At 60.9% G+C, this 23173-nt stretch carries 22 protein-coding genes; 8 read left to right on the top strand and 14 right to left on the bottom strand.

The features are described 5' to 3' along the window. The first annotated feature begins 138 nt into the window (after positions 1-138). Positions 139-1665: a phytoene desaturase gene (locus Q0367_RS05730; RefSeq protein WP_297637963.1), complete on the top strand. Its 1527-nt coding sequence runs from the start codon at positions 139-141 to the stop codon at positions 1663-1665. A 15-nt stretch (positions 1666-1680) separates the two neighbouring features. Here the strand turns inward: Q0367_RS05730 and Q0367_RS05735 are convergent, their stop codons facing one another. The 5 genes from Q0367_RS05735 to Q0367_RS05755 form a co-directional block, all read right to left on the bottom strand. After that, on the bottom strand, positions 1681-2160 hold the full coding sequence (locus Q0367_RS05735) for a DUF2231 domain-containing protein (protein ID WP_297637965.1): 480 nt from the start codon (positions 2158-2160) through the stop codon (positions 1681-1683). A 183-nt stretch (positions 2161-2343) separates the two neighbouring features. Beyond that, the gene (locus Q0367_RS05740; protein ID WP_297637967.1) at positions 2344-4377 is read right to left on the bottom strand and encodes a copper-translocating P-type ATPase; all 2034 of its coding nucleotides are present in this window, start codon (positions 4375-4377) and stop codon (positions 2344-2346) included. Between the two features lie 108 nt (positions 4378-4485). Continuing rightward, the gene (locus Q0367_RS05745; protein ID WP_297637969.1) at positions 4486-5070 is read right to left on the bottom strand and encodes a cytochrome c; all 585 of its coding nucleotides are present in this window, start codon (positions 5068-5070) and stop codon (positions 4486-4488) included. Continuing rightward, the gene (locus tag Q0367_RS05750; RefSeq protein ID WP_297637971.1) at positions 5042-5749 is read right to left on the bottom strand and encodes a DUF2085 domain-containing protein; all 708 of its coding nucleotides are present in this window, start codon (positions 5747-5749) and stop codon (positions 5042-5044) included. Before Q0367_RS05750 ends, Q0367_RS05745 begins: the two co-directional genes overlap by 29 nt. A gap of 74 nt (positions 5750-5823) precedes the next feature. Next, positions 5824-6075: an SHOCT domain-containing protein gene (locus tag Q0367_RS05755; protein WP_297637978.1), complete on the bottom strand. Its 252-nt coding sequence runs from the start codon at positions 6073-6075 to the stop codon at positions 5824-5826. Positions 6076-6309: 234 nt separating this feature from the next. On the opposite strand from Q0367_RS05755, the gene Q0367_RS05760 reads away from it, so the two are divergent. The 5 genes from Q0367_RS05760 (at position 6310) to Q0367_RS05780 (ending at position 12632) form a co-directional block, all read left to right on the top strand. Beyond that, entirely contained in the window at positions 6310-8004 is a 1695-nt protein-coding gene (locus Q0367_RS05760) for a multicopper oxidase family protein (protein ID WP_297637980.1), read from the top strand. Beyond that, on the top strand, positions 8001-8732 hold the full coding sequence (locus tag Q0367_RS05765; protein WP_297637983.1) for a response regulator transcription factor: 732 nt from the start codon (positions 8001-8003) through the stop codon (positions 8730-8732). Before Q0367_RS05760 ends, Q0367_RS05765 begins: the two co-directional genes overlap by 4 nt. A gap of 6 nt (positions 8733-8738) precedes the next feature. Then, positions 8739-10142 (top strand): cell wall metabolism sensor histidine kinase WalK, encoded by a 1404-nt coding sequence (locus tag Q0367_RS05770; protein ID WP_298981206.1) that lies wholly within the window; start codon positions 8739-8741, stop codon positions 10140-10142. Between the two features lie 765 nt (positions 10143-10907). Further along, entirely contained in the window at positions 10908-11912 is a 1005-nt protein-coding gene (gene msrP, locus Q0367_RS05775; RefSeq protein ID WP_297637989.1) for a protein-methionine-sulfoxide reductase catalytic subunit MsrP, read from the top strand. A gap of 12 nt (positions 11913-11924) precedes the next feature. Next, positions 11925-12632 (top strand): sulfite oxidase heme-binding subunit YedZ, encoded by a 708-nt coding sequence (locus Q0367_RS05780; protein ID WP_297637992.1) that lies wholly within the window; start codon positions 11925-11927, stop codon positions 12630-12632. A 43-nt stretch (positions 12633-12675) separates the two neighbouring features. Here the strand turns inward: Q0367_RS05780 and Q0367_RS05785 are convergent, their stop codons facing one another. From Q0367_RS05785 to Q0367_RS05810, 6 genes are all read right to left on the bottom strand, one after another. Next, the gene (locus Q0367_RS05785; protein ID WP_298981207.1) at positions 12676-13305 is read right to left on the bottom strand and encodes a phasin family protein; all 630 of its coding nucleotides are present in this window, start codon (positions 13303-13305) and stop codon (positions 12676-12678) included. Between the two features lie 61 nt (positions 13306-13366). Next, positions 13367-14089, bottom strand: a complete 723-nt coding sequence (locus Q0367_RS05790; protein WP_297637998.1) for a ComEA family DNA-binding protein — start codon at positions 14087-14089, stop codon at positions 13367-13369. An 81-nt stretch (positions 14090-14170) separates the two neighbouring features. Next, the gene (locus Q0367_RS05795) at positions 14171-15367 is read right to left on the bottom strand and encodes an acyl-CoA dehydrogenase family protein (protein ID WP_297638001.1); all 1197 of its coding nucleotides are present in this window, start codon (positions 15365-15367) and stop codon (positions 14171-14173) included. Between the two features lie 41 nt (positions 15368-15408). Beyond that, positions 15409-16485: a phosphatidylserine/phosphatidylglycerophosphate/cardiolipin synthase family protein gene (locus Q0367_RS05800; protein ID WP_298981208.1), complete on the bottom strand. Its 1077-nt coding sequence runs from the start codon at positions 16483-16485 to the stop codon at positions 15409-15411. Positions 16486-16515: 30 nt separating this feature from the next. Further along, complete coding sequence (locus Q0367_RS05805; protein WP_298981210.1) at positions 16516-17004, bottom strand: hypothetical protein; 489 nt, start codon at positions 17002-17004, stop codon at positions 16516-16518. Positions 17005-17022: 18 nt separating this feature from the next. Further along, a complete protein-coding gene (locus Q0367_RS05810) occupies positions 17023-18516 on the bottom strand; it encodes an endonuclease/exonuclease/phosphatase family protein (protein WP_297638006.1) in 1494 nt (497 codons plus the stop codon). 236 nt (positions 18517-18752) lie between these two features. Here Q0367_RS05810 and Q0367_RS05815 point away from each other — a divergent pair, with 236 nt between their 5' ends. Beyond that, positions 18753-19157: a cobalamin B12-binding domain-containing protein gene (locus tag Q0367_RS05815; RefSeq protein ID WP_297638009.1), complete on the top strand. Its 405-nt coding sequence runs from the start codon at positions 18753-18755 to the stop codon at positions 19155-19157. Next, positions 19158-20189 carry a methylmalonyl Co-A mutase-associated GTPase MeaB gene (gene meaB / locus Q0367_RS05820; protein WP_297638012.1) on the top strand — a complete coding sequence of 344 codons (1032 nt, stop codon included), beginning with the start codon at positions 19158-19160 and terminating at the stop codon, positions 20187-20189. Between the two features lie 3 nt (positions 20190-20192). Here meaB and Q0367_RS05825 read toward each other — a convergent pair whose 3' ends face one another. Genes Q0367_RS05825 through Q0367_RS05835 form a run of 3 tightly spaced genes read right to left on the bottom strand, consistent with a single transcriptional unit; the run spans position 20193 to position 23141 of the window. After that, positions 20193-22169, bottom strand: a complete 1977-nt coding sequence (locus tag Q0367_RS05825; protein WP_297638017.1) for a hypothetical protein — start codon at positions 22167-22169, stop codon at positions 20193-20195. A gap of 10 nt (positions 22170-22179) precedes the next feature. Then, positions 22180-22437 carry a hypothetical protein gene (locus tag Q0367_RS05830; protein WP_297638020.1) on the bottom strand — a complete coding sequence of 86 codons (258 nt, stop codon included), beginning with the start codon at positions 22435-22437 and terminating at the stop codon, positions 22180-22182. Beyond that, complete coding sequence (locus tag Q0367_RS05835; RefSeq protein ID WP_297638023.1) at positions 22434-23141, bottom strand: haloacid dehalogenase; 708 nt, start codon at positions 23139-23141, stop codon at positions 22434-22436. Before Q0367_RS05835 ends, Q0367_RS05830 begins: the two co-directional genes overlap by 4 nt. Between the last annotated feature and the right edge of the window lie 32 nt (positions 23142-23173).

The following is a 23173-nucleotide window of genomic DNA, read 5'->3' on the forward strand; positions in this document are numbered from 1 at the left end:
GCACCTACAAGGAAACCGGCGCCTTTGCGTTTGTTATAAATCTAGAGCTTCTCGAAAACAAAGCCAACTGCGTAAGGTGAGTTATATCAACACAAAGCCTACTTGAAACCTATCATCATTTTTGAATGAGGACTTGCTATGAAACAAAAAATTATCGTCATCGGCAGTGGATTCGGCGGATTGGGCGTCGCTGCGCGGTTGGCGGCGCGCGGACATGACGTCACGCTCTTCGAGAAGCGGGACAAACTCGGCGGCCGCGCCTACACCTACGAGATCAACGGCTTTAAGTTCGACGGCGGCCCGACGGTGATCACAGCGCCCTGGCTCTTCGATGAGATTTGGGAGCTGGCCGGTCGCCGTCGCGAAGATTACTTCAAGCTGGTGCAACTTGATCCGTTCTACAAGATTTTCGACCACACCGGCCGCTCCTTCAGCTATAACGGCGACCATGAGTATATTCTGCAGCAGATCGAACGCTGGAACCCGCGCGATAAGGAGGGCTACACGCGCTTCATGGCCACCACGAAAGAGATTTTCGAAACGGGCATGGGGCTGATCGACAAACCTTTCCTTCATTTCACCGACATGCTGCGCGTGGTTCCCGACCTGATTCGCCTGCAGTCCTATCGAAGCGTCTACGGGTACGTGAGCCAATTTATCGAGGATGAGTTTCTGCGCCGCTGCTTCACCTTCCATCCTCTCTTGATCGGCGGCAACCCACTCGACGCCGCCTCGCTCTATGTGCTGATTCACTATTTAGAGCGAGAGTGGGGCATCCATTATGCGCTGGGCGGCACGGGCGCCATCGTTGATGCGTTCGGCCGTCTGCTTCAGGAGCTTGGCGTCCAGGTGCATCTCAACGCTGAGGTGCAGGAAATTTTAACCGACGGTGGACGCGTCAACGGGGTACGTCTGGCAAGCGGAGAGATCTATGCAGCCGACGCCGTCGTCTCCAATGCTGATGTGGCATGGACCTACCTCAATTTAATTCCAAAAGAGCATCGCCGCAGAAACAGCGACCGCTGGGTGAAGAGCAAGAAATACAGCATGTCGCTTTTCGTCATCTATTTCGGCACGAAGAAGCGCTACAACACCGGCACGCCGCTGGCGCATCACAACATTCTCTTGAGCAAGCGGTACAAGGGGCTTTTGCGCGAGATTTTCGCCGAGCAGGACCTGCCGGAAGATTTTTCTCTTTATCTGCACATGCCGACCATGACCGACCCTGGCATGGCGCCGGAAGGATGCGAAACCTTCTATGTGCTTTCGCCGGTGCCCAACCTGAACGCTCGCGTGGACTGGAGCGTCCAGGCCAAACCCTATCGCGACGCCATCATGCAGTTCCTAGAGGACAACTACCTGCCCGATCTGCAGCAGAACATCATCGCCGAGCATTATATCGATCCGCTACATTTCCAAGACACGCTCAACAGCTATCTGGGAGCGGCTTTCTCGGTGGCGCCGACTTTGTTGCAGTCAGCGTGGTTCCGCCCGCACAATCGCTCGGAGGACTTTGAGAATCTGTATTTCGTCGGCGCCGGCACACATCCGGGCGCCGGGCTGCCGGGCGTGCTCTCTTCGGCCAAAATCGTGGATGGCTTGCTCAATCCGAGCGCCGTCAAAGAACCGGTTCGGAGGCTCAGCGCATCGATGGCCGCTGCGTAGGTGCGCCGGAACTGCTCATCCTACGTTTACGCCGAATTCGTAGACCAGGCGACCGCCGAACCAGCCTGTCGCTGCGATGAGGAGGGCGCCTGCGATCGCCAACAACGCAACCCACCAGCGCGCAGCGGCGTCGTCGAGCAGATCTTCGGTCGATACGCCGCTGCGCATGCGCTGCTGGCGCGCTCGGGCGCTGCGGTAGGTCCAGCCTCGATAGAGCCAAAAACCATAGAGCGTCAGCGTCGCCAGCCCGCTCCAGATGTGAAAGTTGAGCACGGCGCGATAGGGCGCCTGCGGCGGCAAGTATGCCTGCGCAAGCAGCCCTGTCAGCACGGCGACGCCTCCGCCAATCCAGCCCAGGACAAGCAGCATCCAGATCGTAGGCTTCAAATTCAGCGCCGGTCGACGAAATAAATGGAGAAGCGTCAGCGCGCTGGCGAGCAGCAAAAAGGCGATCGGGAAATGAACGGTGGCGGGGTGAAGATGGGTGAAATTCATGGCGCTCCTCGTCGATCTCTTGAAAGATGCACAGGCCGCAGTGCATCGTCGATTCGACCTGTGCCAATCTAGCCTCTGTCACAACGGCAGAAGCGTACCCAAATCTTTTCATTCAGGCAAAAAATCGGCGAAGAGCAATGGCTGGGAAACGTGCGCAACAGAGAGAGGATATTCACCGGTGTATCAACGTTTAAAGATTCGACTGTTGCGCAACAGCTGGGCGTTGATGGCGACAATGATTGTGCTCAGTGACATGAGCCCTGCGCCTAACGCCGGCGTCAGATGGACGCCCCAGGGCGCCAGGAGGCCGGCGGCGAGCGGCAAGGCAATTATGTTGTACCCGGCGGCCCACCATAAATTCTGCACCATTTTGCGATAACTGGCCCGGCTGAGCGCAATCACCTTGACGACATCGAACGGGTTGCTTTTCACGAGGATAATGCCCGCCGACTCGATGGCTACGTCGGTTCCGGCGCCGACGGCGATGCCCACGTCGGCCTGCACAAGCGCCGGCGCATCGTTGACGCCATCTCCCACCATCGCCACCCGTTTTTGATGGCGCTGAAACTTCATGACCACTTGAACCTTCTGCTCCGGCAGCACTTCGGCGAACACATGGTCGACGTTCAACTCGGCGGCCACCGCCTCTGCGACGGCTCGACTGTCGCCCGTTAACAGGGCGACTTCAAGCCCCATCTGCTGAAGAGAACGAACTGCCTCCTTGCTCTCTGGGCGAATCACATCCGCCACCGAAAGAACGGCGACCACCTGCCGCTCCACTATCAAATATATGGCCGACTGCGCCTTCTGGCCGGCCTCCGCAGCAAATGCGCTCAGCGCTTCAGGAACGACGACACTTAGTGATTCCAACAATTGCGGCCCTCCGATAAAAACCGTCTTGCCGGCGATGGAAGCCTGTACACCCCTTCCTTTGAGCGCAGTGAACCCAGAGGCCATCGGCAGCGTCAGGTTGCGGGCCTGCGCTTCGGCTCGAATCGCCTGTGCAATCAAATGCTCGGAGTCCCCTTCCGCAGCGGCGGCGATGGCGAGCGCCTCTTCCTCCGTCCACCCATCGGCAGTGCGAACACCGGTCACGCCGAACCTGCCTTCCGTCACTGTCCCAGTTTTGTCGAAGATCACAACGTCCAGATTGCGCGCTGCCTCGAGCGCCAGCCGATTGCGCACGAGGATGCCATTGGCGGCGCCGAGAGAGGTTGTGATTGCCACAACGAGCGGGACGGCCAATCCTAAAGCATGGGGACAGGAAATCACCAGCACGGTGACCACCCTTTCAATCGTTTTCAGATGGAAGCCCGAGGCCAATGTCCAGCCGACGGCGGTCAACGCCGCCACGAGCAAGGCGATATAGAAAAGCCAGCCTGCCGCCCGATCGGCAAGCACTTGCGTTCTAGATTTGGATTGTTGCGCCTGCTCCACCAGCCGCATGATGTTGGCCAACGCTGTCTCGTCGCCTGTAGCCGTGACGCGCACGCGCAGACTGCCATCCCCGTTGATCGTGCCTGCGATCACCTTATCTCCAGGCCGTTTTTTCACGGGTTTGGATTCGCCCGTCAGCATCGCTTCATTGACTGCCGACTCGCCTTCGATGACCTCGCCATCAACGGGAATGCTGGCGCCTGGCCGGACCAAGACCCGGTCGCCTGCGCGCAGGGATGCAATAGGCACAGTTTCTGGAACGCCATCCGGTCGAAGGCGCTCGGCGGTGTCCGGCAGCAACTTGACCAGTTCATCCAGGGCGCGTGAGGCCTGGCGCACGGAGCGCATTTCCAGCCAGTGCCCCAAAAGCATGATGTCGATCAGGGTGACGAGCTCCCAGAAAAAGCTCTCTCCAAAACCGCCGAATTCTACGACGAGGCTGTAAATAAAAGCGACGGAGATCGCAAGCGAGATGAGCGCCATCATGCCCGGCTTGCGGTTCTTTAGCTCCGGAATCGCCATCTGTAAAAAGGGGACGCCGCCGTACCCAAAGACGACGACCGAGAACAACAGCGGAATCCATTTGCTGCCGGGGAAAGCGGGCGCGCTCCATCCCAGCCACTGTTGCACCATTTCGCTGTAAAGAATAACAGGGATGCTGAGTGCAAGGCACCACCAGAAGCGCCTGCGGAACAACGCCTCATGGCCGGTGTGATCGATATGCCCCCGATGAATTTTGGGGGCGGCCTGGGACGTCGTATGGTCGTGCGTTATGGGCATGCCTCGCCTATGCGGAGACGTGACCGGCGAGTGCGTGGAAGGTGCAGCGTGTGACGCATGGCGCCCATGCGCAGGATCGGAAGGATTTGAATGATGCATGGCTTTTCCTCACTGATTTGCGCTCATCACAGTGATCCACCATTGATACCGGCGCTCTTCTTCCCCCCACCGACTTTTCATGAAGGTCAGGACCGCCTCGATCTCTTCATCGGTGAGTTGTCCCCTGAACGCAGGCATACGAGAATTTCGAGCCGGATCGCCGCCATTGCGCGTAATCGCAATCAGTACAGAGTCTGGATGGTGCCAGGTGTGACCGCTGCTATCGTGAGGTGGGGCAGGCAATGAACCATCCGGCAGAGGAACTCGCCAGTTAGCCGCCCCCTCTAAATTGACGCCATGACATGCAGCGCAATGCTGAGCATAAAGCTGCTCTCCTTGAACAATTGCAGATGCATCCAGCGCAGGCGGCGGCGGAACGGTCACGCCGTTGATCGTGACAGGTTGACCGGCTTCAGGAGAGCTGTCTTCCCTCTCTACGGAGGGATTTTTCTGGAAATAAAGCGCAGACGCAAGGAGCGCGGCCGTCGCCAGCAACACAAGGGCGAAAACCGAAAATGAGGGAATCTGCAAAGGATTCTTCCGCGCGTTTTTGCGTCTCTGGAATTTACCGGGTAGTTTGGCTCCGCGTTTCATGGTTGGATTGTCTGCGCATTCCAAAACGATCCAGCGAAGGGAATAAGGTGAAGGCGACAGCCCAGGCTGCCAGCATGCCTGTCAACAACCTTACCCACCAGTTGAAGGTTCCTAAATGATCGCCGGCGTAAAATCCGGGAAAACGGTTCAATGTGAGAGCCGCCAGCCATGCATTGGTGTTGCGAAATCCCTCGGTGGAAGCAGGGCCAAAGAGCGCGTCATTCAAGGCATGGGAGACTCCGTCAATTGCCAGCGGGAACAGCGCCAATAGAAGCACTTTCAGGGGCAGAGGATGAAGAGCGATCCGACGCGATAACCATGCATACACCAATCCAAAGATAGGCGTCATTGTGTAAAATGCAATCATGCGGTCGCTCCAGGCGACCTTCCATCCCATTGTTTCGTTTCCGATAAATTGCCGCATATTCTCCGGCGTCAGCGTCGGAGCCACTTGCCGGATTTCAGAGAGTGTATAGGTGAGTTTTTCCCCAAAGAAAAACCAGCTTCGTTGCGGCAATTGATGACAGAAAAGCGCATAGAATCGATAGAAACCCTCTCCAACACCATTCCAGCCTAGATGCATGGCAACAGGCGCCGCGAAAGGGAGCAGCGCAAAAGACAGCATCACCAACAGAACCGGCGTGGAAAGGGCGCAAGGGGCCCTGTCGTTCCTTCCCACAGCCTTGCGCCTCTCACCAGCCTCGAGTTGAAAGACAGATGACATCACGGATCGAGCACGGAGCGACGAACGCATCATTGACTCAGGGTTGCGCGCATCTCGAGATATTCTTCTTTGGAAATCTCTCCTCGCGCATAGCGCGCTTGGAGAATTTCCAGCGCCGACTCGTTGCGCTGCGCAACTCGACTTTCACCCGTGTTTTCATTGCGACCTGTGGCGGAAAGCCGCACAAGCCAGACGATCAACAAAATCACTGCAACGGTGAAGCCAACCATCAGCAGCCATCCAAACCACATGCCGCTCCACCCCCAAGGCCCCATCATCATCGTAAAACCTCCATGACATGGCATAACAAAACCTCCTGCTTTTCAGCATACGCTTCATTTGTGAAGCAAATGTGAAGCAGGTGCGAAGAGCAATGAAATTGCGCCTATCTTCATATTTGCTTCACAACTTTGTGCAGAAATATTTGTGCAGAAATAAAGATCAAGACGGCGCCCAGAAAGGCGCCGCTGAAGCTCTTTGCGAAAGTTTGTTATGATGAGGCTAGGGAGAACGACATGTCCGAAAACGTTTCACTGCACCGCCGCAGCCTGTTGACCCGTCGCCAGTTTTTGCTTTACAGCGGGCTGGGCGCGGCTGCGCTGAGTTTGAGCGCCTGCGCCGCTCCACCGTTGCCTGCCGCCCTCCCTCCGACGCCCACAACGCCACAGACGGCGGCTGCTTCTACTGCGGCAAAGAGTGTGGACCTGGCGTTTCGCCTCACCGTCAAGGCGGCGGAGGTCCCGATCTTCGCAGGAAGCCCCACGCGCGTGCTCACCTACGTCGGCGAGGTGCTGGAAGGCGCGCCAGACGCTGTTACGAATCTGCCCGACTCTTACCTGGGGCCGATCGTGCGGGCGACGCGCGGACAGCGCGTGCGCGTGTATGTCCACAACACCCTGAGCGAACCGACCAATATTCACTGGCATGGGCTGATCGTGCCGGCGGAGATGGATGGCCATCCTTCACGGTTGATCGAACCCGGCCAGGAGGCCATCTATGAATTTGAGGTGCGCACTCGCCCGGGAACCTACTGGTTCCACCCCCATCCTCACGAGCGCACGGCGGAACAGGCTTATCGCGGCCTGGCGGGGCTTTTCATCGTCACAGACGCACAAGAGGCTGCGCTCGGCTTGCCCGCCGGCGCACAGGAGCTGCCGCTCATTCTCCAGGATCGCCGCTTTGACCGCAACCACCAACTCGTGTACATCGCCGCCGGGATGGCGGGCATGATGGAGCAGATGATGGGTTTCCTTGGCGAAGAAATTCTGGTCAACGGCCGCCCTAACGCCGCATTCTCCGTCGCCACCCGCCCCTATCGCCTGCGCATTCTCAACGGCTCCAACGCACGCATCTATAAGCTGGCCTGGAGCGACGGCGCGCCGATGATCGTCATCGGCGGGGACGGCGGCCTGCTCGAACGTCCGCTCACTTATCCCTACGTCATGCTTTCGCCCGGCGAACGCGTGGAGCTGTGGGCCGACTTCAGCCAGCGCAAGGCGGGAGAGGAGGTGAAACTGATCAGCCTGCCCTTTGAGGGCGTGGAAGCAGGGCCGATGCAGATGATGATGGCGCCGGAGCCGCTGCCCAACGGCGCGGCGTTCGAGATCGCAGCCTTCCACATCGCCGAAGCGGTCGATGCCCCTCTGGCTCTGCCGGAGCAACTTCTTCCATTTGAGCGTCTCTCCCTGGTCGACGCCGTCAACGCCGACCACCCGCGCACCTTCATCTTTGCAATGGATGATCAGATGAATTGGACTATCAACGGGCGACGCTTTGAAATGGACGTCGTTGCGGACGATGAAAAGGTGCGCTTCGGCGCAACCGAAGTGTGGGAGCTGATCAATGTCATGGACGCGCCTGTCGCCGCTTCTAACGCCATGCACCATGGCGCCCACATGCAGCACGGCGGCGCCGACGCCATGGGCGGCATGATGGCCGGCATGAAAGACTTCATGGCGCACCCGGTGCACGTGCACGGCGTGCATTTCCAGGTGCTCGACCGCAGCGTCGATGACGCACAGCGTCGCGGTTGGGAGACGGTCAACGAAGGGTTGCTGGACAGCGGTTGGAAGGATACGATATTGCTCATGCCGGGCGAGCGCGTGCGCATCCTCGTGCGCTTCGACGGCTATCGCGGCGTCTACCTGTTGCACTGTCATAACCTGGAGCACGAAGACAGCGGCATGATGCGCAATTTTGAAATTGTATGACAGAAAGAAGCCTCACGCCCGCCGTGATCCTGGTCATCGAGGACGACCGGCAGATTCGTCGCGTGGTGCAGGGGTATTTGGAGCAGGCGGGCCATCGCGTCCTGACGGCGTCGGATGGCGAAACAGGGCTTGCGCTCGCTTTCCACGAGAAGCCCAATCTGATCGTGCTCGATCTGATGCTGCCCGGGATCAGTGGATGGGAGATCACCCAACGCCTGCGCCGCAGTCGCGACCCTGCGCTTGCCACCGTCTACATCATCATGCTCACCGCGCGCGTGGAGGAAGCCGATCGAGTGCAGGGTTTAAGCATCGGCGCAGACGATTACGTCGTCAAGCCGTTCAGCCCGCGCGAGCTGACCGCGCGCGTCGAGGCCGCCCTGCGCCGGCTCGACCAGACGGCTTTAACCGCCGGGGCGCAGACGCTTGTGCACGGAGAACTGCGCCTCGATCCCGTGCATCGCACTGTGACGTTGGAAGGCGTGGCGCTTGACCTCACAGCTGCTGAGTTCGATTTGCTCTACGCGCTCATGCGCCGGCCCGGGCGGCCGTTCACCCGCAACGAGCTGCTCGATGTGCTTCAGGCCGGGGGCGTCGGCGGCGAGGATGCCTTCCCTCGCACCATCGATGCACACATCAAGAATTTGCGGCGCAAGCTAGGCGATTCGGGCCGACGCAATCGTTTCATCGAGACCGTCCACGGCGTCGGCTATCGGTTGACCAGGAGCTGAACGGCGATGCTGAATCGTCTCTGGTTTCGTCTAACCGCCGCCTTTGCGTTGATCATTTTCATCGGCATGACGGCCACCGTCTGGCTGAGCAGCAGCGCCGCGGCCACGCAGTTCGAGCATTTCATGGTGGGCGCGCAGATGGTGCGCCCTGCAGCCATGCAAGAGGCGCTCAGTCGCTATTACGCCGATCGGCAAAGCTGGGAGGGACTCGACGCTGCGTTAGGGCGACTGGTGCGCAAGGCGTCGGATGGCCCCATGATCGGCGTGTTTGGCGTTATGATGGGCATGCCTTCCAACCGCATCCAGGTATTGGATCGCGACGGTCGGGTCGTCGCCGACTCTGCAGGCGAGCCAGGAGGGGCGCCCCTTGTCGAGCCGCCGCTGCAACGCTGGCCGATCCTTTCCAACAACGTCGAGGTGGGGACGCTGGTGGTGGAAGGCGCGCTGATGGGCGCCCTCAGCGGCGAGCCAAAGATGCTCATCGAAATGATCACGCGCACCGTCTTCGTCGCCGCGCTGATTGCTGCTGCGACGGCGCTGGGATTGGGCGCCTTGCTCATGCGTCAGATTACGCTTCCGCTCAGTCAGTTGACGCGCGCGGCGCAACGCATCGCCGCCGGCGACCTGAGCGCCCGCGCGCCGGTGCGCAGCAACGACGAGATCGGCGAGTTGACCCGCGTCTTCAACCGGATGGCGGCTTCGCTGGAGGCGCAAGAGACGCTCCGACGCAACCTGATGGCCGACATCGCCCACGAGCTGCGCACGCCGCTCGCCGGCGTGCAGGGCGCCATTGAGGCGATGTTAGACGGCGTCTTCCCCGCCGATGCGCAGAATCTGGAGGCGCTCCACGCCGAGACGCTGCTGCTGAGTCGCCTGGTCGACGACCTGCGCACCCTCGCCAACGCAGAGGCAGGGCAGCTCCGCCTCGAGCCAAGCCGCATCGATCTGGTGGAAGTGATCTGCGCACTGGTGAACACCCTCCACCCGCGCGCCCAGGAACATCACATCTCTGTGCGCGTGGAGGCGCCGTCGCAGCCGGTGTGGGTTGAGGCGGACGCCTCGCGCATTCAACAAATTCTGCACAATCTGCTCGACAACGCCCTCCGCCATGCCCCTGACCACGGCAACGTTGTCGTGCGCCTCTGCGTCGCTCAGGGGCATGTCATTTTGACGGTGACGGACAATGGAGCGGGAATTTCCGCAGAAGACCTACCCCATGTGTTCGACCGGTTCTATCGAGGCGATCCTTCTCGCAGTCGCACCACAGGCGGCGCGGGCTTGGGGCTGGCGATCGTTCGCAAGCTGGTCGAAGCGCATGGCGGCCACATCTGGGTGGATAGCCCTGCGCCTGGAAGCGACCGCGGGGCGGAGTTTGGCGTATGGCTGCCGGTGAAAGGCAACCAAAGCTGACGCCGCTTTCCTATGTTTTTTCCTAATCGGAATCGTTGCTCCACAACATTCCGCCGCCCCTTCTTCGCCGATCCCGTTTATCACCCCATCCTCTACGGCTTCTGATCGGCCCCGAGGACTACAGCGCTCCCTCCTCCCCTTCTCCCAGCCTTGGGAGAGGGGGCAGGGGGTGAGAGCCTGCATGGGCCTGCCGAGGATGTGCGGCTGGGAGCCGCACCTACGGAAGAGCGTCGTGGTGGCGTATTTCGTAGGCGCTGCTCGTAGCAGCGCTTCGCCGGTTCATCCCGTATCTTGGGGGCCTGCCGAGGATGTGCGGCTGGGAGCCGCACCTACGGAAGAGCGTCGTGGTGGCGTATTTCGTAGGCGCTGCTCGTAGCAGCGCTTCGCCGGTTAGCCAAGCCCTTGGCGCTCCCTTCTCCCCCTCTCCCAGCCTTGGGAGAGGGGGCAGGGGGTGAGGGCCCACCTCGTTCCGCCGAAGGATTTCTGTGAAGATTTTTCGATGGGAAGCGCTGTCAATGAACAAATAGGTTCACAGACGCTTAATCTCCCTTTCATTTCTCTGTTACATCTTTCCCGTATCATGAGTGTAGGCAGGTAAGCGCAGATGAAAGAAATCATACAGCCCTACGCCGACAAACCTGTTATATCCAGTATGTGCGTCATGCGTTGATTTCTGTGTGAGCATCTTGAGAACGCACATACTTTCTCCTGTTTCATTCAGCGTGGATAAGATTAGCCCTGCTGTGGAACGGAAAAGAGGAGTTTATGGTCAAAATTTCGCCTTCTGAAATCACGCCAGAGCACGTCTACCTGAACCGACGCAAATTTATGGCGGCCGCCGGCGCAGCTGTGGGGTCGCTGGCGCTTGCCGCCTGTTCTGCGGCGCCGCTCACCGGCCGTGGCGCCACTATCGTGGAGGATAAACCGCCGGCGGCCCCAGTGCGACGCGCAGAGAATTTGCCGCCCGCCCTTGCACACGCCGAACCAACCGCCGGCGCCGACCGGGACGAACTGGGCGATCCGCTGAATAAGTTCGAGGAAATCACCAATTACAACAACTTCTATGAATTCAGCACGAACAAAGAGGCCGTGGCTGTCGAAGCCGCAAAATTTAACCCTTATCCCTGGCAGGTGGAGGTGACAGGCCTGGTCAACAACCCGTTCGTGATCGACATCGACGACATCTACAAACGCTACACGCAAGAAGAACGCATCTACCGCCTGCGCTGCGTCGAAGCGTGGTCGATGGTGATTCCCTGGGTGGGCTTTCCGCTGGCGTCGCTGCTGAAAGACGCCGACCCCAAATCTGCGGCGAAATATGTTAAATTTGTCACGGTCTATCGTCCGGAGGAGATGCGCGGCCAGCGCATGAACATCCTGGAGTGGCCGTATCAGGAGGGATTGCGCCTCGATGAAGCCATGCATCCGCTGACAATTCTCGCCACCGGCATGTACGGCAAGCCGCTCACCAACCAGCAGGGCGCGCCCATTCGCCTGGTGGTGCCGTGGAAGTACGGCTTCAAAAGCATCAAATCCATCGTCACCATCGAGCTCACCGAGGAGATGCCGGCCACGACGTGGAGCACGGCGGCGCCGCACGAATACGGCTTTTACGCCAACGTCAACCCCACCGTCGATCATCCGCGCTGGTCGCAGGCTTCAGAGCGGCGCATCGGTGAGCTCGGGCGCCGACCGACGTTGATGTTCAACGGCTACGCAGAGGAGGTGGCCTATCTCTACGAAGGCATGGATCTGCGGCGGAATTACTGAACCCTATCCCGTATGTTGTCGAGTGCACGACAAAGGGTGAAAAGCGCCTGCATCGCCTTTGCGGCGTTTCTGCGCAGAGAGGGCTTCTGGTGGGCGGTGACGCTGGCAGCGCTGACGCCGCTCTTCTGGCTCCTCTGGCGCGCTGCGAGCGGCGACCTCGGCGTCGATCCGGTCAACACGATCAACAATGTGACCGGTCGCGCCGCCATGATCGCACTCTTCCTGAGCCTCGCCTGCACGCCCTTGAGCACGATGTTCGGGTTTCACAGGGCGTTGACCGTCCGCAAGTCTCTGGGGCTAATCGCCTTTTTTTACGCTTCCCTGCACCTCTTGAATTTCGTTGGATTGGATTACGGCCTGAATCTAGAGCTGATTGTGCGAGACGCTCTCCTGAGCAAGCCCTACATCCTTGCCGGCAGCCTGGCGTTTCTGTTGCTGCTTCCCTTGGCCCTTACTTCGACGCGTGGATGGATGAGACGACTGGGCAAGCGCTGGAAGCGCTTGCATCGTCTCGTCTATGTGGCGGGGGCGTTGGCGGTGTTGCACTTCCTTTGGCAGGCGAAGGCCCCCGAACGTTGGGAGCCGATGATCTACGGAGCGCTGCTGAGCCTTTTGCTGGTGGTGCGCATTCCTCGCATTCGACGTAGCCTTTCTATCCGCTCAACTCAGGCTGTAAAGAATGCCGCGCGAGCGAATCGCACCTGGCAACCATCGGAGTGAACGGAGCCTGCTTTGTTCGCGCACGCGGCGGCGCCGCTCGCCCTCATTTTTTCTCGTTTTGTCGATGCTGGTTCAGCGCCGTCACCTTTTCATTGAGCTGGCTGATCTTGCGGCTCAACTCCTCAATCTCGCTTTTATTGGGCACATTCAAGCGCGTCAGGATGGTCTCGACGCTTTCCTCCAGGCTGCTCGCCGCTTTGCGCGTCGGTTCATTGTGGGCGCTCGCAGCTTCCGCCTCGCGCCTGGCGCGTCGTGCGCGCAGCTCCTCGATCATGCGCTGGAGGTCCGCCTCCGCCACTTCTCCACGCTCGACCAGCTTCGTCAGGATCTCGTTTGCCTCGTCCATGGTCAAAGCCACGGCGCCGAGGCTCGACAGCAGCACCTTGCGCACCAGGAGGTACAGATTTGCGCTTTGCACAATCAGTTCATTGCGAACATCGATGATCGCTTCACGGGCCTGCTCGCCAATTCCTTTTTTTTCTTCCTCTGCCATAGCTATTCTTGACCTCTGGCTTGTGGATGTTCTGCACTGCCGGCGCGGCGTCCAACGGCCACGCCTTTGTCTGCGTTGAAAACAAAAGGCGGCGGTTGCAAGATCGGCGCAATCTCGGCAATGTGCGCCGATGTTGTAGCGTCGCGCTGACCATTGTATGTTGTCGGGATTCTGGCGCAATTCTGATTGGATGTTCGAGGCGCGTAGGAGAAAATTGAGCGAGGAGAGCCTCGATGAAAGGTCAGGGCTGCGTTTGAACGGTCACCAGTGGACGCAGCCGGTTGACCGTGGCCGGCCCGATGCCGGGCACGCGCTCCAACTCGTCGATCGTTGTGTAGGGGCGGTTGTCGATAATAGCCTGGGCTTTGCTAGGTCCGATGCCGGGGAGCGACTCCAATTCGGTGCGCGTCGCCGTGTTGAGATCGATCAACCCCTGCGAAACCGATTCAACGCCTATCGAGCGCGTCGCCGGCGTCGGAGTCGGCAGCAGGCCGGAGAGTCCGACCGGCGCCCCCACAGCGCCTTGCTCGCCTATCGCCAACACATGCACCTGGGCGGCGTCGAAGAGCCGCGCCGCCAGGTTGATGCGGGCAGAGTCTGCGTCTTCGCGCAGCCCGCCTGCTGCAGCGACGGCGTCTGCAACGCGCGCCTCTGGAGGCAACGTAAAGACGCCGGGAGCGTTGACTGCGCCGCTGACGTAGACTGCAATCGGCCCCGGCGTCGGCGTGGGGGTGAACGTGGCGGTCGGCGCAGGCGTGGGAGGCGGCATGATTTGAATCGGGGGAGGTTCAGGGCGGCGCAGCGCTAGAAAGCCAACGCCGGAAAGCGTAAAGGCGGTCAGCAACCCCAGAAGGTAAGGTAAAAATATGGCGCGCAACGGAGAGGTCGCTTGCGGTTGTGCGGGCTGGGAAAACCGTTCTGCGCCGCCTGAGAAAGCATCCGTAGACCGAGATGAAAGCGACATTGCACCCTTCCCCACGATGAAGACGGTGATGTCGCAATTTTTGCGGTTTCGACAGCCTTGCGTCAACGGCCATTTGTCGCATCAGAAGGCGAGAGGCTGCTTGCGGATGCGTTGCAAGGTTTCCTGCGCCAGAATCATCAGCGCCTCATCGTCACCGGGAGGATGGCTCAGGCCGGCGCGCACATCGCGGTAATAGCGCTCCAACGGCAACGCCCGCGTCAGCCCGACGCCGCCGACGGTGCGCAGGCAGTGGTCAACCGCCTCGACGGCATGGTTGGTCGTCGTCACCTTCGCAATTGCGAGTGAGGACGCCAGGTCGCTGCGACGGTCAGGATGGCGCGCCCACTGTTCAGCGGTGTAATAGAGCTGTGTACGCGCTGTGTGCAGCAGCAGCGCCGCCTGCCCCAAACGGCGTTGCACGCTCTCCAGCGTGGCAATGGGGCGGCCAAGCGCGGTGGGAGTGCGTTCGAGTGCGTACTGCGCGGCGACGTCTAGCGCAGCCGCCGCAACGCCCAGGTAGACGGCGCTGACGCCAAGGGTGAACCAGGCGTTGCCGCCGCCTTTCGTCGCCCCGGGCGCAGAGCGCCCGATCAAGGCGTGAGGGGGCGCCTCGACGCTGCGCAGCGCCACCGTATGGCTGCCGGTCGTGCGCATGCCGAGGGCGTCCCAGGGCTCGTCAACCTGGAAGCGCGCGTCGACGGCGACGAGGAAACGGCCAACTTCACCGCTGCCATCTTCGAGCGCAGCGGAAATGACGGCGTAATCGAGCACGGGGAACATGCTGGCGAAGCTCTTGCAGCCGTCGATCACCCATCCCGCAACTTTTCCGTCGGGCGCGTAGCGAGGCCGGGCGATTGTCTGAGGGCGTCCGCCGCGGCTGGGGCTGCCCAGGTTCGGTTCGGTCGCCAGCGCATTGACCAGCGCGCCGCGTTCAACCGCCGCCTTGCAAAGGCTGGCGAAGAGCTCTGGCGGCCAGTCTCCCTTCTCTGCGGCGGAGCCGATGGTTTGCAGGTGCATGACAAAGCTCAACGCGGTGCTGCCGTCGCCCTTCGCCAGTTGCTCCGTCACGAGGATCGTCTCCAGCAGATCGGCTCCCCATCCGCCATATTCGACCGGCACGGGCAGCGCCGGCAGACCGGCGGCGCGTATCTCGGCGAAATTTTCATAGGGGAACGCTCCGGTGCGATCCTGTTCGGCCGCGCGCATAGCAAAATTATTTGCAAGCTTTTCTGCGATTGCCAGAAATTGCTCCTGTCGTTGCGTCATCGGGAAATGCATTTGCCGTCTCCCTGCTTCTCTGCTTCATTCCTGTCCTGAAGTCAATCAAAGATGCGGAAATCGCGCAGCGTCTGCTCATATTCGTTGAGATAGAGCCGCGCAATGGCTGCATCGGCCACCACTACGTAGAGATCGTGCGAAAAGACCGACGTGTTGTACCAGTTGAAGCTGCCCTCCAGCACGATCCGTTCGTCCACAACGCAATACTTGGAGTGGATCGGGCAGTAGGGAACCGGTTGATCGTACCGTCCATAGGCCAGCAACACGGGCACGCCGGCCTTTTTGAGCCGATACACCGCAGGCAGGAGGGGGCGACGCAGCTCCTCCTGCATGGAAATCTCCACGCTGGGGTCTCCCTGGCGCGCCAGATGGCCGTTGAGCAGCAGTTGGACATCCACCCCGCGCTGTTTGGCCCGGATCAGCGCGTCGACGACGCTGTCATGGTGTTCGCCCACCATCTCCCCTAACAGAAACAGGCAGATTCGAATCGAGCGCTGCGCCCGGTTGATTTCAGAGAGGATGGCGTGATGCGGGCGATAATATTTGCCGTTGGGCAGCGTCTGCCTGCCAAAGGTGTATAAGAGGTTAAAGCGGCTGAGCGGATCGATCTGATATTTTTGAATGACGCCCCCGCGGATGCTCTGAAAAATGTTGTCGAACAAGGTCCCCAGCGCTGCGCAGCGAAAGGTCATGCCCGACTCCCAGTTGGCCCCCCAGCGATCGAAGGTGATGTTGAACGAGCCTAAAATGGCGTCTTCCTGCCCGAAGAGGATAAATTTGTTGTGCATGTCAGGCGCCACCTCGATCAGGGGGTGCTTCGGCGTGCAGAAGACGCCCAACAGCTCCATGCCCGAGCGTTTGAGGCGCAGATAGTTGACGGAGTTCGTCAACGTCATCTTGCGCCAGTCCACCTGCGCCTGCACCTCCACTCCCTGCGACATGGCGTAGAGCAAGTGGTTGACGAAATCGGCGTCGTCGATGCAGTCCACGCACACTTTGATGGTCTCCCGACGATCCGGCGCACTCCGTTTGCGGGCGATGGCGGCGTCAATCTGGTCGTGAATGTAGCGCTTCGGGTGATAGGGGTGATGGGGCAGCCCTTTGGTGAACTTCGGCACGATATTGAGCGCATCGAAATTCTGGTTGATTCAGTCGACGTTGCGCTGCAACGTTGCCGCATCCAGCTCATACGTGCGCCATCGGTTCGGGGTGGCGTACAGATCGGTGATGCGTCGGCGCTGATGCTGGTCGTTGTCGAAGTCCGGACCATCGAAAAAAATGTACTCCAACTTCGACGGGATGGAGCGCTCGTGCAGGTGGACGATGTAGGAAAATTTGACGCAGGTCACCCGTCCATATGTGGCGGGAAAGGGATGGATGAAAAAATCGCGCGTCACGCGTCGATGCGAGTTCCACGTCTCTCGATAGGGATCGGTGTCGACGATGAAATGTTCAACGATGCCGTCGCTGCGATAGACTTTGAGCAGCACTTTGATGTTGAGTTCTGAGCCCCAGCGCACGTCAAAACGGATCTTTCCCCAGCGCAAATAAAACAGTTCCTTGAACTCGTTCCGTTTTGCGAACGGGACGCCCAGTTCCCCATCGATGGGCGTGGCGTACTCTTCAGCGAATTCCATACGCGGTGAGCATCTCCATCAAACCGGCTCGAACTCCACCAGAAACCCCTCGTGATCCGAGACGCGCCCGTAAACATTGTCTGTGAACAAGCGTTGCGCTGCGACAGGGCGCAATTTGCTGTTGCGCTTCATCAAAATGAAGTCGATGCGTCTGTCCTCCTCCATGCGTCGCGCCCCGTCGTCTCGCGGATGCCGAAAGATGGCGTCGAAGGCGCTCCGATCGGCAATCTTCAGAAACTGATCTTCAAAATCGCTCTGTTCGACGATGTATGCGTAGCCAGGAGAGCCGACGCGCACGTTGAAATCGCCGCAGAGCAGCGTAGCGGCGACGTGGCGTGTGTGTCGCTGCTCGGCCCACTCGCAAAGGGCGTCGAACTGCGTGCGGAAGCCTTGCTCCCACCAGCTCAGATGCACGGAGAAAATGTTGAGCAAACCAAAGCCGGGCGCATGAATTTGCCCCATCAACACTTTGCGACTGTGAATATCGTAGATATCCTGCGATTCAGAGACGTAGCGCGCCTCGGTGCGCATAAAAGGATAGCGGCTTAAAATGGCGACGCCCTCGCGATAGCGCTCAAACCCCCGGTGAGACCAATCGACCGCCATGTAATACGGCTGGGGAAGTTGCGCATGGATGATGCGCGCCGTGTTGGAAGCCCAGTCGCCGGCGCCATCGTTCCAATGTTCGGCCACCTCCTGCAAACAGACGACGTCGATCTTCAACTGTCGGATCGCCTGCGCAACCGTCGCCAGCTTGGCCATCTGATTCTCTTCTTGATAGCAATGCAGGTTGAGGATCATCACCTTGAGGGAGTCGCGTTTGGCGACGTAGTTGACGCCCAGGTTGTTGTCCCACTGCTCTTTGCCGTCGATGACGGCGCGGATCGCATATTCAACGCGAAACGCATCGCGTACGCGCAGCCGCGCTGTCCAGACGCCGACGCCGTACTGATTGGGATTGCGCGCGTTGCTCAGCTCCTCTCGATCCCAGTAGCGCCTGGAGAAGGTGCACTTTGTGCGTCGTTTACTCTTCCAACCGTCTGTGCTCCACTCGATGGCCACCTCGGCGGCGCGGCCTCGCACCGCCACCGCCACAGGAAGCGTCTGCTGCTCTGGACGCACATGCGGAGAGAAATCGAGATGCGCCACAGGATGACGCTCGCCGAGCAGAACGCCACAGTCAGCCTCCAACGCGTAGGTGCGCCCTCCGTTATTTTCCCAGTGCTCGCGCCCCTGCTGGCTGACGTACAGCACGAACTGAACGTTGCCCGGCAGCGAGCGTTTCTCCGTCAGCGCAACCTCGACGTCGGCGCGCCAGACCTCCCGCCCCTCGCCGGTGGGCGCCATATAGCGAGCCGGGGTGTCCCGCCACTCGCCGTCCTCCCCTCGCCAGCGCACGGCAACCTGCTTGGCGTAGGCGTGATTTTCCACCAACAGGACAAACGTCAGGCGCTGCCTGGGGATTCCCTGGCGGCGCGAGATGACGTTTGAAGCATAAAACAGCTCAATCACAAGCTGATCCCTTCCTGATCGTCGATAATACAAAAGAAAATTGTACCAGAAGAAACGTCTTTCGACGAAGCGCCCGCCGCCCTTCTTCCTTTTCTATCCTGGTCAACGCGCCAGGCGCATCGCTGTGCGCATGGATGTGGTCATCTAACGGAAGACGTGTTACACTTTGAGCAATGTTTCCGCTCGATGGTCACTGATCAAAAGATGAACCCGTTTGCTGTTGAAGGAGCCGGAGAATGAGCGAGCGCAAGATTCGTGTATTGGTGGCTAAGCCCGGCCTTGACGGCCACGATCGCGGCGCCAAGGTGGTGGCGCGCATGTTGCGCGATGCAGGCTTCGAGGTAATCTACACCGGCATCCGACAGACGCCGCAGATGATCGCCGAAGCGGCGCTGCAGGAAGACGTCGACGTCGTCGGACTGAGCATTCTGAGCGGAGCGCACATGACCCTGTGCCCCAAAGTGGTCGAACTCTTGCGCGCCCAGGGGCAGGACAATGTGCTGGTCATCGTCGGCGGCATCATCCCTGAAGAAGACGTCGAGAAACTCAAAGCCGCCGGCGTCGCCGCCGTCTTTGGCCCAGGCACCCCCAGTCAAGAGTACGTCAATTTCATTCGCAACAACGTCAAGGTTCCGGCCTGAATGAGCGCAGTCGAAACGATTCAGCGTCCTTCCATCGCCGCCTTGGTGGAGGGTGTGCTCAACGGCCACCGCCTGCACCTGGCGCGCGCGATTTCGCGCGTTGAAAATCAGGAGAACGACGCAGGCGAGTTGCTGGCGGCGCTCTATCCGCACTGCGGCCGCGCCCACATCATCGGCGTCACCGGCGCGCCGGGCACCGGGAAGTCGACGCTCGTCACCGCACTGGCGCAGAGTTACCGCAACGCCGGCCTGACCGTCGGCATCGTGGCTATCGACCCCACCAGCCCCTTCACCGGCGGAGCGCTGCTCGGCGATCGCGTGCGCATGCGCTCGCTGGCGGGCGACGCCGGCGTCTTTGTCCGCAGCATGGCGACGCGGGGCAGCCTCGGCGGCCTGAGCAAAACCACCGGCGACGTCGTCACGGTGCTCGACGCCGCCGGCTTTGAGCGCATCCTTGTGGAGACCGTCGGCGTTGGCCAGGCGGAGGTGGAGATCGCCAGCACCGCCCATACCACGCTCGTCGTCGAAGCGCCGGGGTTGGGCGATGAGGTGCAGGCGATCAAAGCCGGCATTCTGGAAATCGCCGACATCCTGGTCGTCAACAAGGCCGATCGACCCGGCGCCGACCGCACGATCCGCGCCCTGGAAATGATGCTCGAGATCGAGGGCGACGGCGCTCGCTATGTGCGTCATCACGGGCAGTTGCTGCGCGTGGAGTCTCCGCTCGAAGGCGATGAAGAGGCGAGGTGGAAAGTCATCGTCATGAAGACCGTGGCGACCGAAGGAAGCGGCGTCGAAGCGCTGCGGCAGCGCATTGACGCTCACCGCCGCTGGCTGCTTGAATCGGGAGAGATGGCGCTGCGCGAACAACTGCGCATCGCCCATACGCTGGAAAACATCCTGCGCGCCGAATTGAATCGACGCATTGCCTCTCGCATCCGTCCCGGCAACCTCGAGGAATTGATGGAGCGCATCCGCCGACGCGAGATCGATCCCTATTCCGCCGCCGCCGATTTACTGGCGCATCTGTAAGCCCTAAGCTTCGCTCCATTGTTTGCCGGACTGGGCGATCCCTTTCGCCAGCGCCACGACCGCCTCCGGGCCGTCCAGCGCAATCAGCAAGGGCAGCGTCCCTTCGACGCCGTGCACGGTGTGCCAGAGGCTGCGCTGACTGTCCGCCTGCCACACCCCGAGCAGGAAAGCCTCCAGCGCAGAACGAACGGTGGAAGGGTCGCCGCTGTTGACCTCGCCGGCCCTCGGCGCCTGTAAGAACGTCGCCAGCTCCGACGCCAGCAGGCGAGAAAGGTTGGCCAGGCGCGAGGCGTGTTTCTCACCGCTGCCTCCTCCCATCGCTCGCTGATAAAGCGGCAGCACGCTCAACGCCTGCTCGACGCGGCCGGCGGCCAGTAAAGGCGCCAGCAGATTCTCCGTCAGGAAGTTGAAGAGCGCCTCCCCATCCAGCAGACGGGGCGCCCAGGTCAGCAACGCGTGGATCTGTTGCTGCACGGCTTTGGGCGTCTGCGCATCCTGCTGCAGCAGCGCGCGCAGACGCAGCCCCTGGTTGCGCAGATCGTCGTCGCTCCATTTGCGGCCCAGGCGATTGCGCAACCCACGCCAGAAGCCGCCCGGCTCTTCCCAGGCGTCGAGCACCGCCAGCGCCTGCGCAGGCTCGCGCCGTTCCAGAAAAAGCTCGGCCAACCCCCAAATCAGCGCTCGCGCCGGATTGCGGCCGGGATAAGAGCGCACCCACGCCAGCCCTTTGGCGATCTGCTCTTGGGCCAGCGCCGGCTCATCGACGGCCAGCAGGCCGCGCACCAGGCCGATGTAGCCCTCCGCCTTGGTGGGATCGCCGGGCGGGATCGACTCGACGACCTCGACTGCGTACTTGATGGCGCCGAGCTCGACCAGGGTCGCGGCGGCGCCCGCCGCCGTCCAACCGTCGCTCTTGGCGCCGAGCAACACCAGTCGATTCGCCAGCTCGATGCGGTGTTCGCGCGGCATCGTGCGCACCGGCATGGCTCGCACCGCCTCCTGGATGGTGTACACCAGAAAATCGACGTCTGCGTCGGCGGTGGGGCGCTTGACCTGGCGCAGGACGTTTTGATCGGCTTTCCGCAGAGAAAGGCCGCTTTCGCGCCGCGCGGCCTGGATATTCGCAATCGCCGTCAATTGATTCAGCACCTCGTCGCTGGCGCCCGCCTGCGCCAACGCAATCGTGGTCAGTCGTCGTGCATGCAGGCTGGTCAGAGCGGTGTGGCGGAATGCATTCACGCCATGCTTCAATAATCGCGCAGGGCGAGAAGCGGCGGGGCTTGCGCGCAGATGTTCGCCGGCCATGCTGGTCACAGCCAGCACAAACTGGGCGCCGGCGTCGCCGTAGCGGCGCAGCGCGTGCGTGATGAGCGCAACGGTGAGCGGATGGGGAGGCAGCTTCACGATCGTTTCGCTCAGCACCTGACGCTGCTCCGGCATGACGATGGGGCGCTCCCATGGCTCAACGAACTGGTCGAGCCGTTCTAGCAACGTGAAAGCTCGCTGCGCCTCACCGATGGCGGCCGCCGTCGCCGCCGCGTACAAAAGCTGCTCGCGAACCAGCGCACTGTCACGCTCCGGGGCTTCTCTGTGCGTCTCGGCCGCCATCAACTGAGGGTGCAGGCTTGCCAGCTCCTGTCGGATCAAGTTGGCCAGCCCCAACTTGCGGTCGATCTGCCGGGAGAGGCGATAGAGCGCCTGCACCGGCGCCAGCGGCTGACGCGACGCCGCCATGTGCGCCACGGTCAAGGCTTCCGTGCCGGCCCCGGCGTCGGCCAGCGCTTCCCAACATTTTTGCAGCAGCCACGAATCAGGCTGATAAACCGCGCGTTCTTCGATTTGAAGGGGGGCGTCCTGCCGATTTTTCGCCGCAGCAATCAGCCGTTCCAGAGCGCTCTGCACCAGCGCGCTGCGTTCCACGCGGCTCGCCGACGTCGATGTCGAAAGCTGCGTTCGTTTGGAATTGAGCAGGCTTGTCATGGGCGGAAGGTCAAAAGAGGAGATGGAAAAGCGTTGCAACAATCAGCAGGACGAGGGCCACGGCGAAAAGCCAAAGGCCGATGCGCTGCGCTCGTTGCGCCCACAGCGTCCGTTCGCCGTGAAGGATATGCTGTTCAGCCCCACGCTCCAGCCATTGGGGATTTTGGTGGGCGGCGCCCTGCACATGAGCCAACCACCACGCTCGATGACAATAGGCCCACAGGCCAATTTCGCTCGCCCGCACAAGCGAGCGGCTCTTCTCCGTCATCCGCGCTCCTCCTCCTCAAAGGGCGCCTGGGGCAAGCTTGCCTCGGCGATAGAAATATCGACGCCCGTATAGCGCGCCAGGTTCTGCTCAAAGCTGAGCAGCGCGCTGCGCATCTGCTCCTGCCGGATGGCCATCGTCAGATCACCGCGCGTGCGCTCAACGACGCTGCGCAACACATCGGTGTGACGCCGCAGCCCATCGGTGACGGCGTCGGGAAAGTCGACGGTCACCAGATGGCTGTACACCTCATCCATGAACTCCAGAAAGCGCTCCGCCTCGTCCACCTGACCGCGACGCACCAGGTCGAGCACGAAACGTCGCATTTCGGTGGCAGCCTCGCTCATGCCGCGCAGATAGGTGGCGCCGGTGACATAAAGATCGCCCGGCGTCGGGAACGGCAACCCGCGCGCGACGGCGTTGACCAGATACGCCTCGACCAACTCTTTGAGCGCGTCCTGGGTGTAGCCCGTGTAGTAGAGCATCGGATGCGCAGCGATGGCCTCCACCATTGCCTTCGCTTCTGTGCGCGCCTGCTCCAGCAGCGCATCCGCCTCCGTCCATTCATGGCGATGAATGGCGCGGATGCTGAGCGCGCACGAACGCGTCAAGGCGCGGCTGCGTGCCAGGGTGGCATCGCGCAGGTCGTTGAGCGTCGTCAGCTCCTGGCGAATGCTTTCGACAATCTCGGTCAACGAATCGGTCACAGGTCTGTCCCCCTTTGTTTTTTCGCCAGTGT

The sequence above is a fragment of the uncultured Caldilinea sp. genome, from assembly GCF_937128415.1.
Classification (GTDB): domain Bacteria; phylum Chloroflexota; class Anaerolineae; order Caldilineales; family Caldilineaceae; genus Caldilinea.

Bases quoted from the DNA above. Each gene is read 5' to 3' on its own strand.
- Q0367_RS05730 (WP_297637963.1), top strand. From the start codon at position 139: ATGAAACAAAAAATTATCGTCATCGGCAGTGGATTCGGCGGATTGGGC.
- Q0367_RS05735 (WP_297637965.1), bottom strand. From the start codon at position 2,160: ATGAATTTCACCCATCTTCACCCCGCCACCGTTCATTTCCCGATCGCC.
- Q0367_RS05740 (WP_297637967.1), bottom strand. From the start codon at position 4,377: ATGCCCATAACGCACGACCATACGACGTCCCAGGCCGCCCCCAAAATT.
- Q0367_RS05745 (WP_297637969.1), bottom strand. From the start codon at position 5,070: ATGAAACGCGGAGCCAAACTACCCGGTAAATTCCAGAGACGCAAAAAC.
- Q0367_RS05755 (WP_297637978.1), bottom strand. From the start codon at position 6,075: ATGATGATGGGGCCTTGGGGGTGGAGCGGCATGTGGTTTGGATGGCTG.
- Q0367_RS05760 (WP_297637980.1), top strand. From the start codon at position 6,310: ATGTCCGAAAACGTTTCACTGCACCGCCGCAGCCTGTTGACCCGTCGC.
- Q0367_RS05765 (WP_297637983.1), top strand. From the start codon at position 8,001: ATGACAGAAAGAAGCCTCACGCCCGCCGTGATCCTGGTCATCGAGGAC.
- Q0367_RS05770 (WP_298981206.1), top strand. From the start codon at position 8,739: ATGCTGAATCGTCTCTGGTTTCGTCTAACCGCCGCCTTTGCGTTGATC.
- msrP (WP_297637989.1), top strand. From the start codon at position 10,908: ATGGTCAAAATTTCGCCTTCTGAAATCACGCCAGAGCACGTCTACCTG.
- Q0367_RS05780 (WP_297637992.1), top strand. From the start codon at position 11,925: ATGTTGTCGAGTGCACGACAAAGGGTGAAAAGCGCCTGCATCGCCTTT.
- Q0367_RS05790 (WP_297637998.1), bottom strand. From the start codon at position 14,089: ATGTCGCTTTCATCTCGGTCTACGGATGCTTTCTCAGGCGGCGCAGAA.
- Q0367_RS05795 (WP_297638001.1), bottom strand. From the start codon at position 15,367: ATGCATTTCCCGATGACGCAACGACAGGAGCAATTTCTGGCAATCGCA.
- Q0367_RS05805 (WP_298981210.1), bottom strand. From the start codon at position 17,004: ATGGAATTCGCTGAAGAGTACGCCACGCCCATCGATGGGGAACTGGGC.
- Q0367_RS05815 (WP_297638009.1), top strand. From the start codon at position 18,753: ATGAGCGAGCGCAAGATTCGTGTATTGGTGGCTAAGCCCGGCCTTGAC.
- meaB (WP_297638012.1), top strand. From the start codon at position 19,158: ATGAGCGCAGTCGAAACGATTCAGCGTCCTTCCATCGCCGCCTTGGTG.
- Q0367_RS05825 (WP_297638017.1), bottom strand. From the start codon at position 22,169: ATGACAAGCCTGCTCAATTCCAAACGAACGCAGCTTTCGACATCGACG.
- Q0367_RS05830 (WP_297638020.1), bottom strand. From the start codon at position 22,437: ATGACGGAGAAGAGCCGCTCGCTTGTGCGGGCGAGCGAAATTGGCCTG.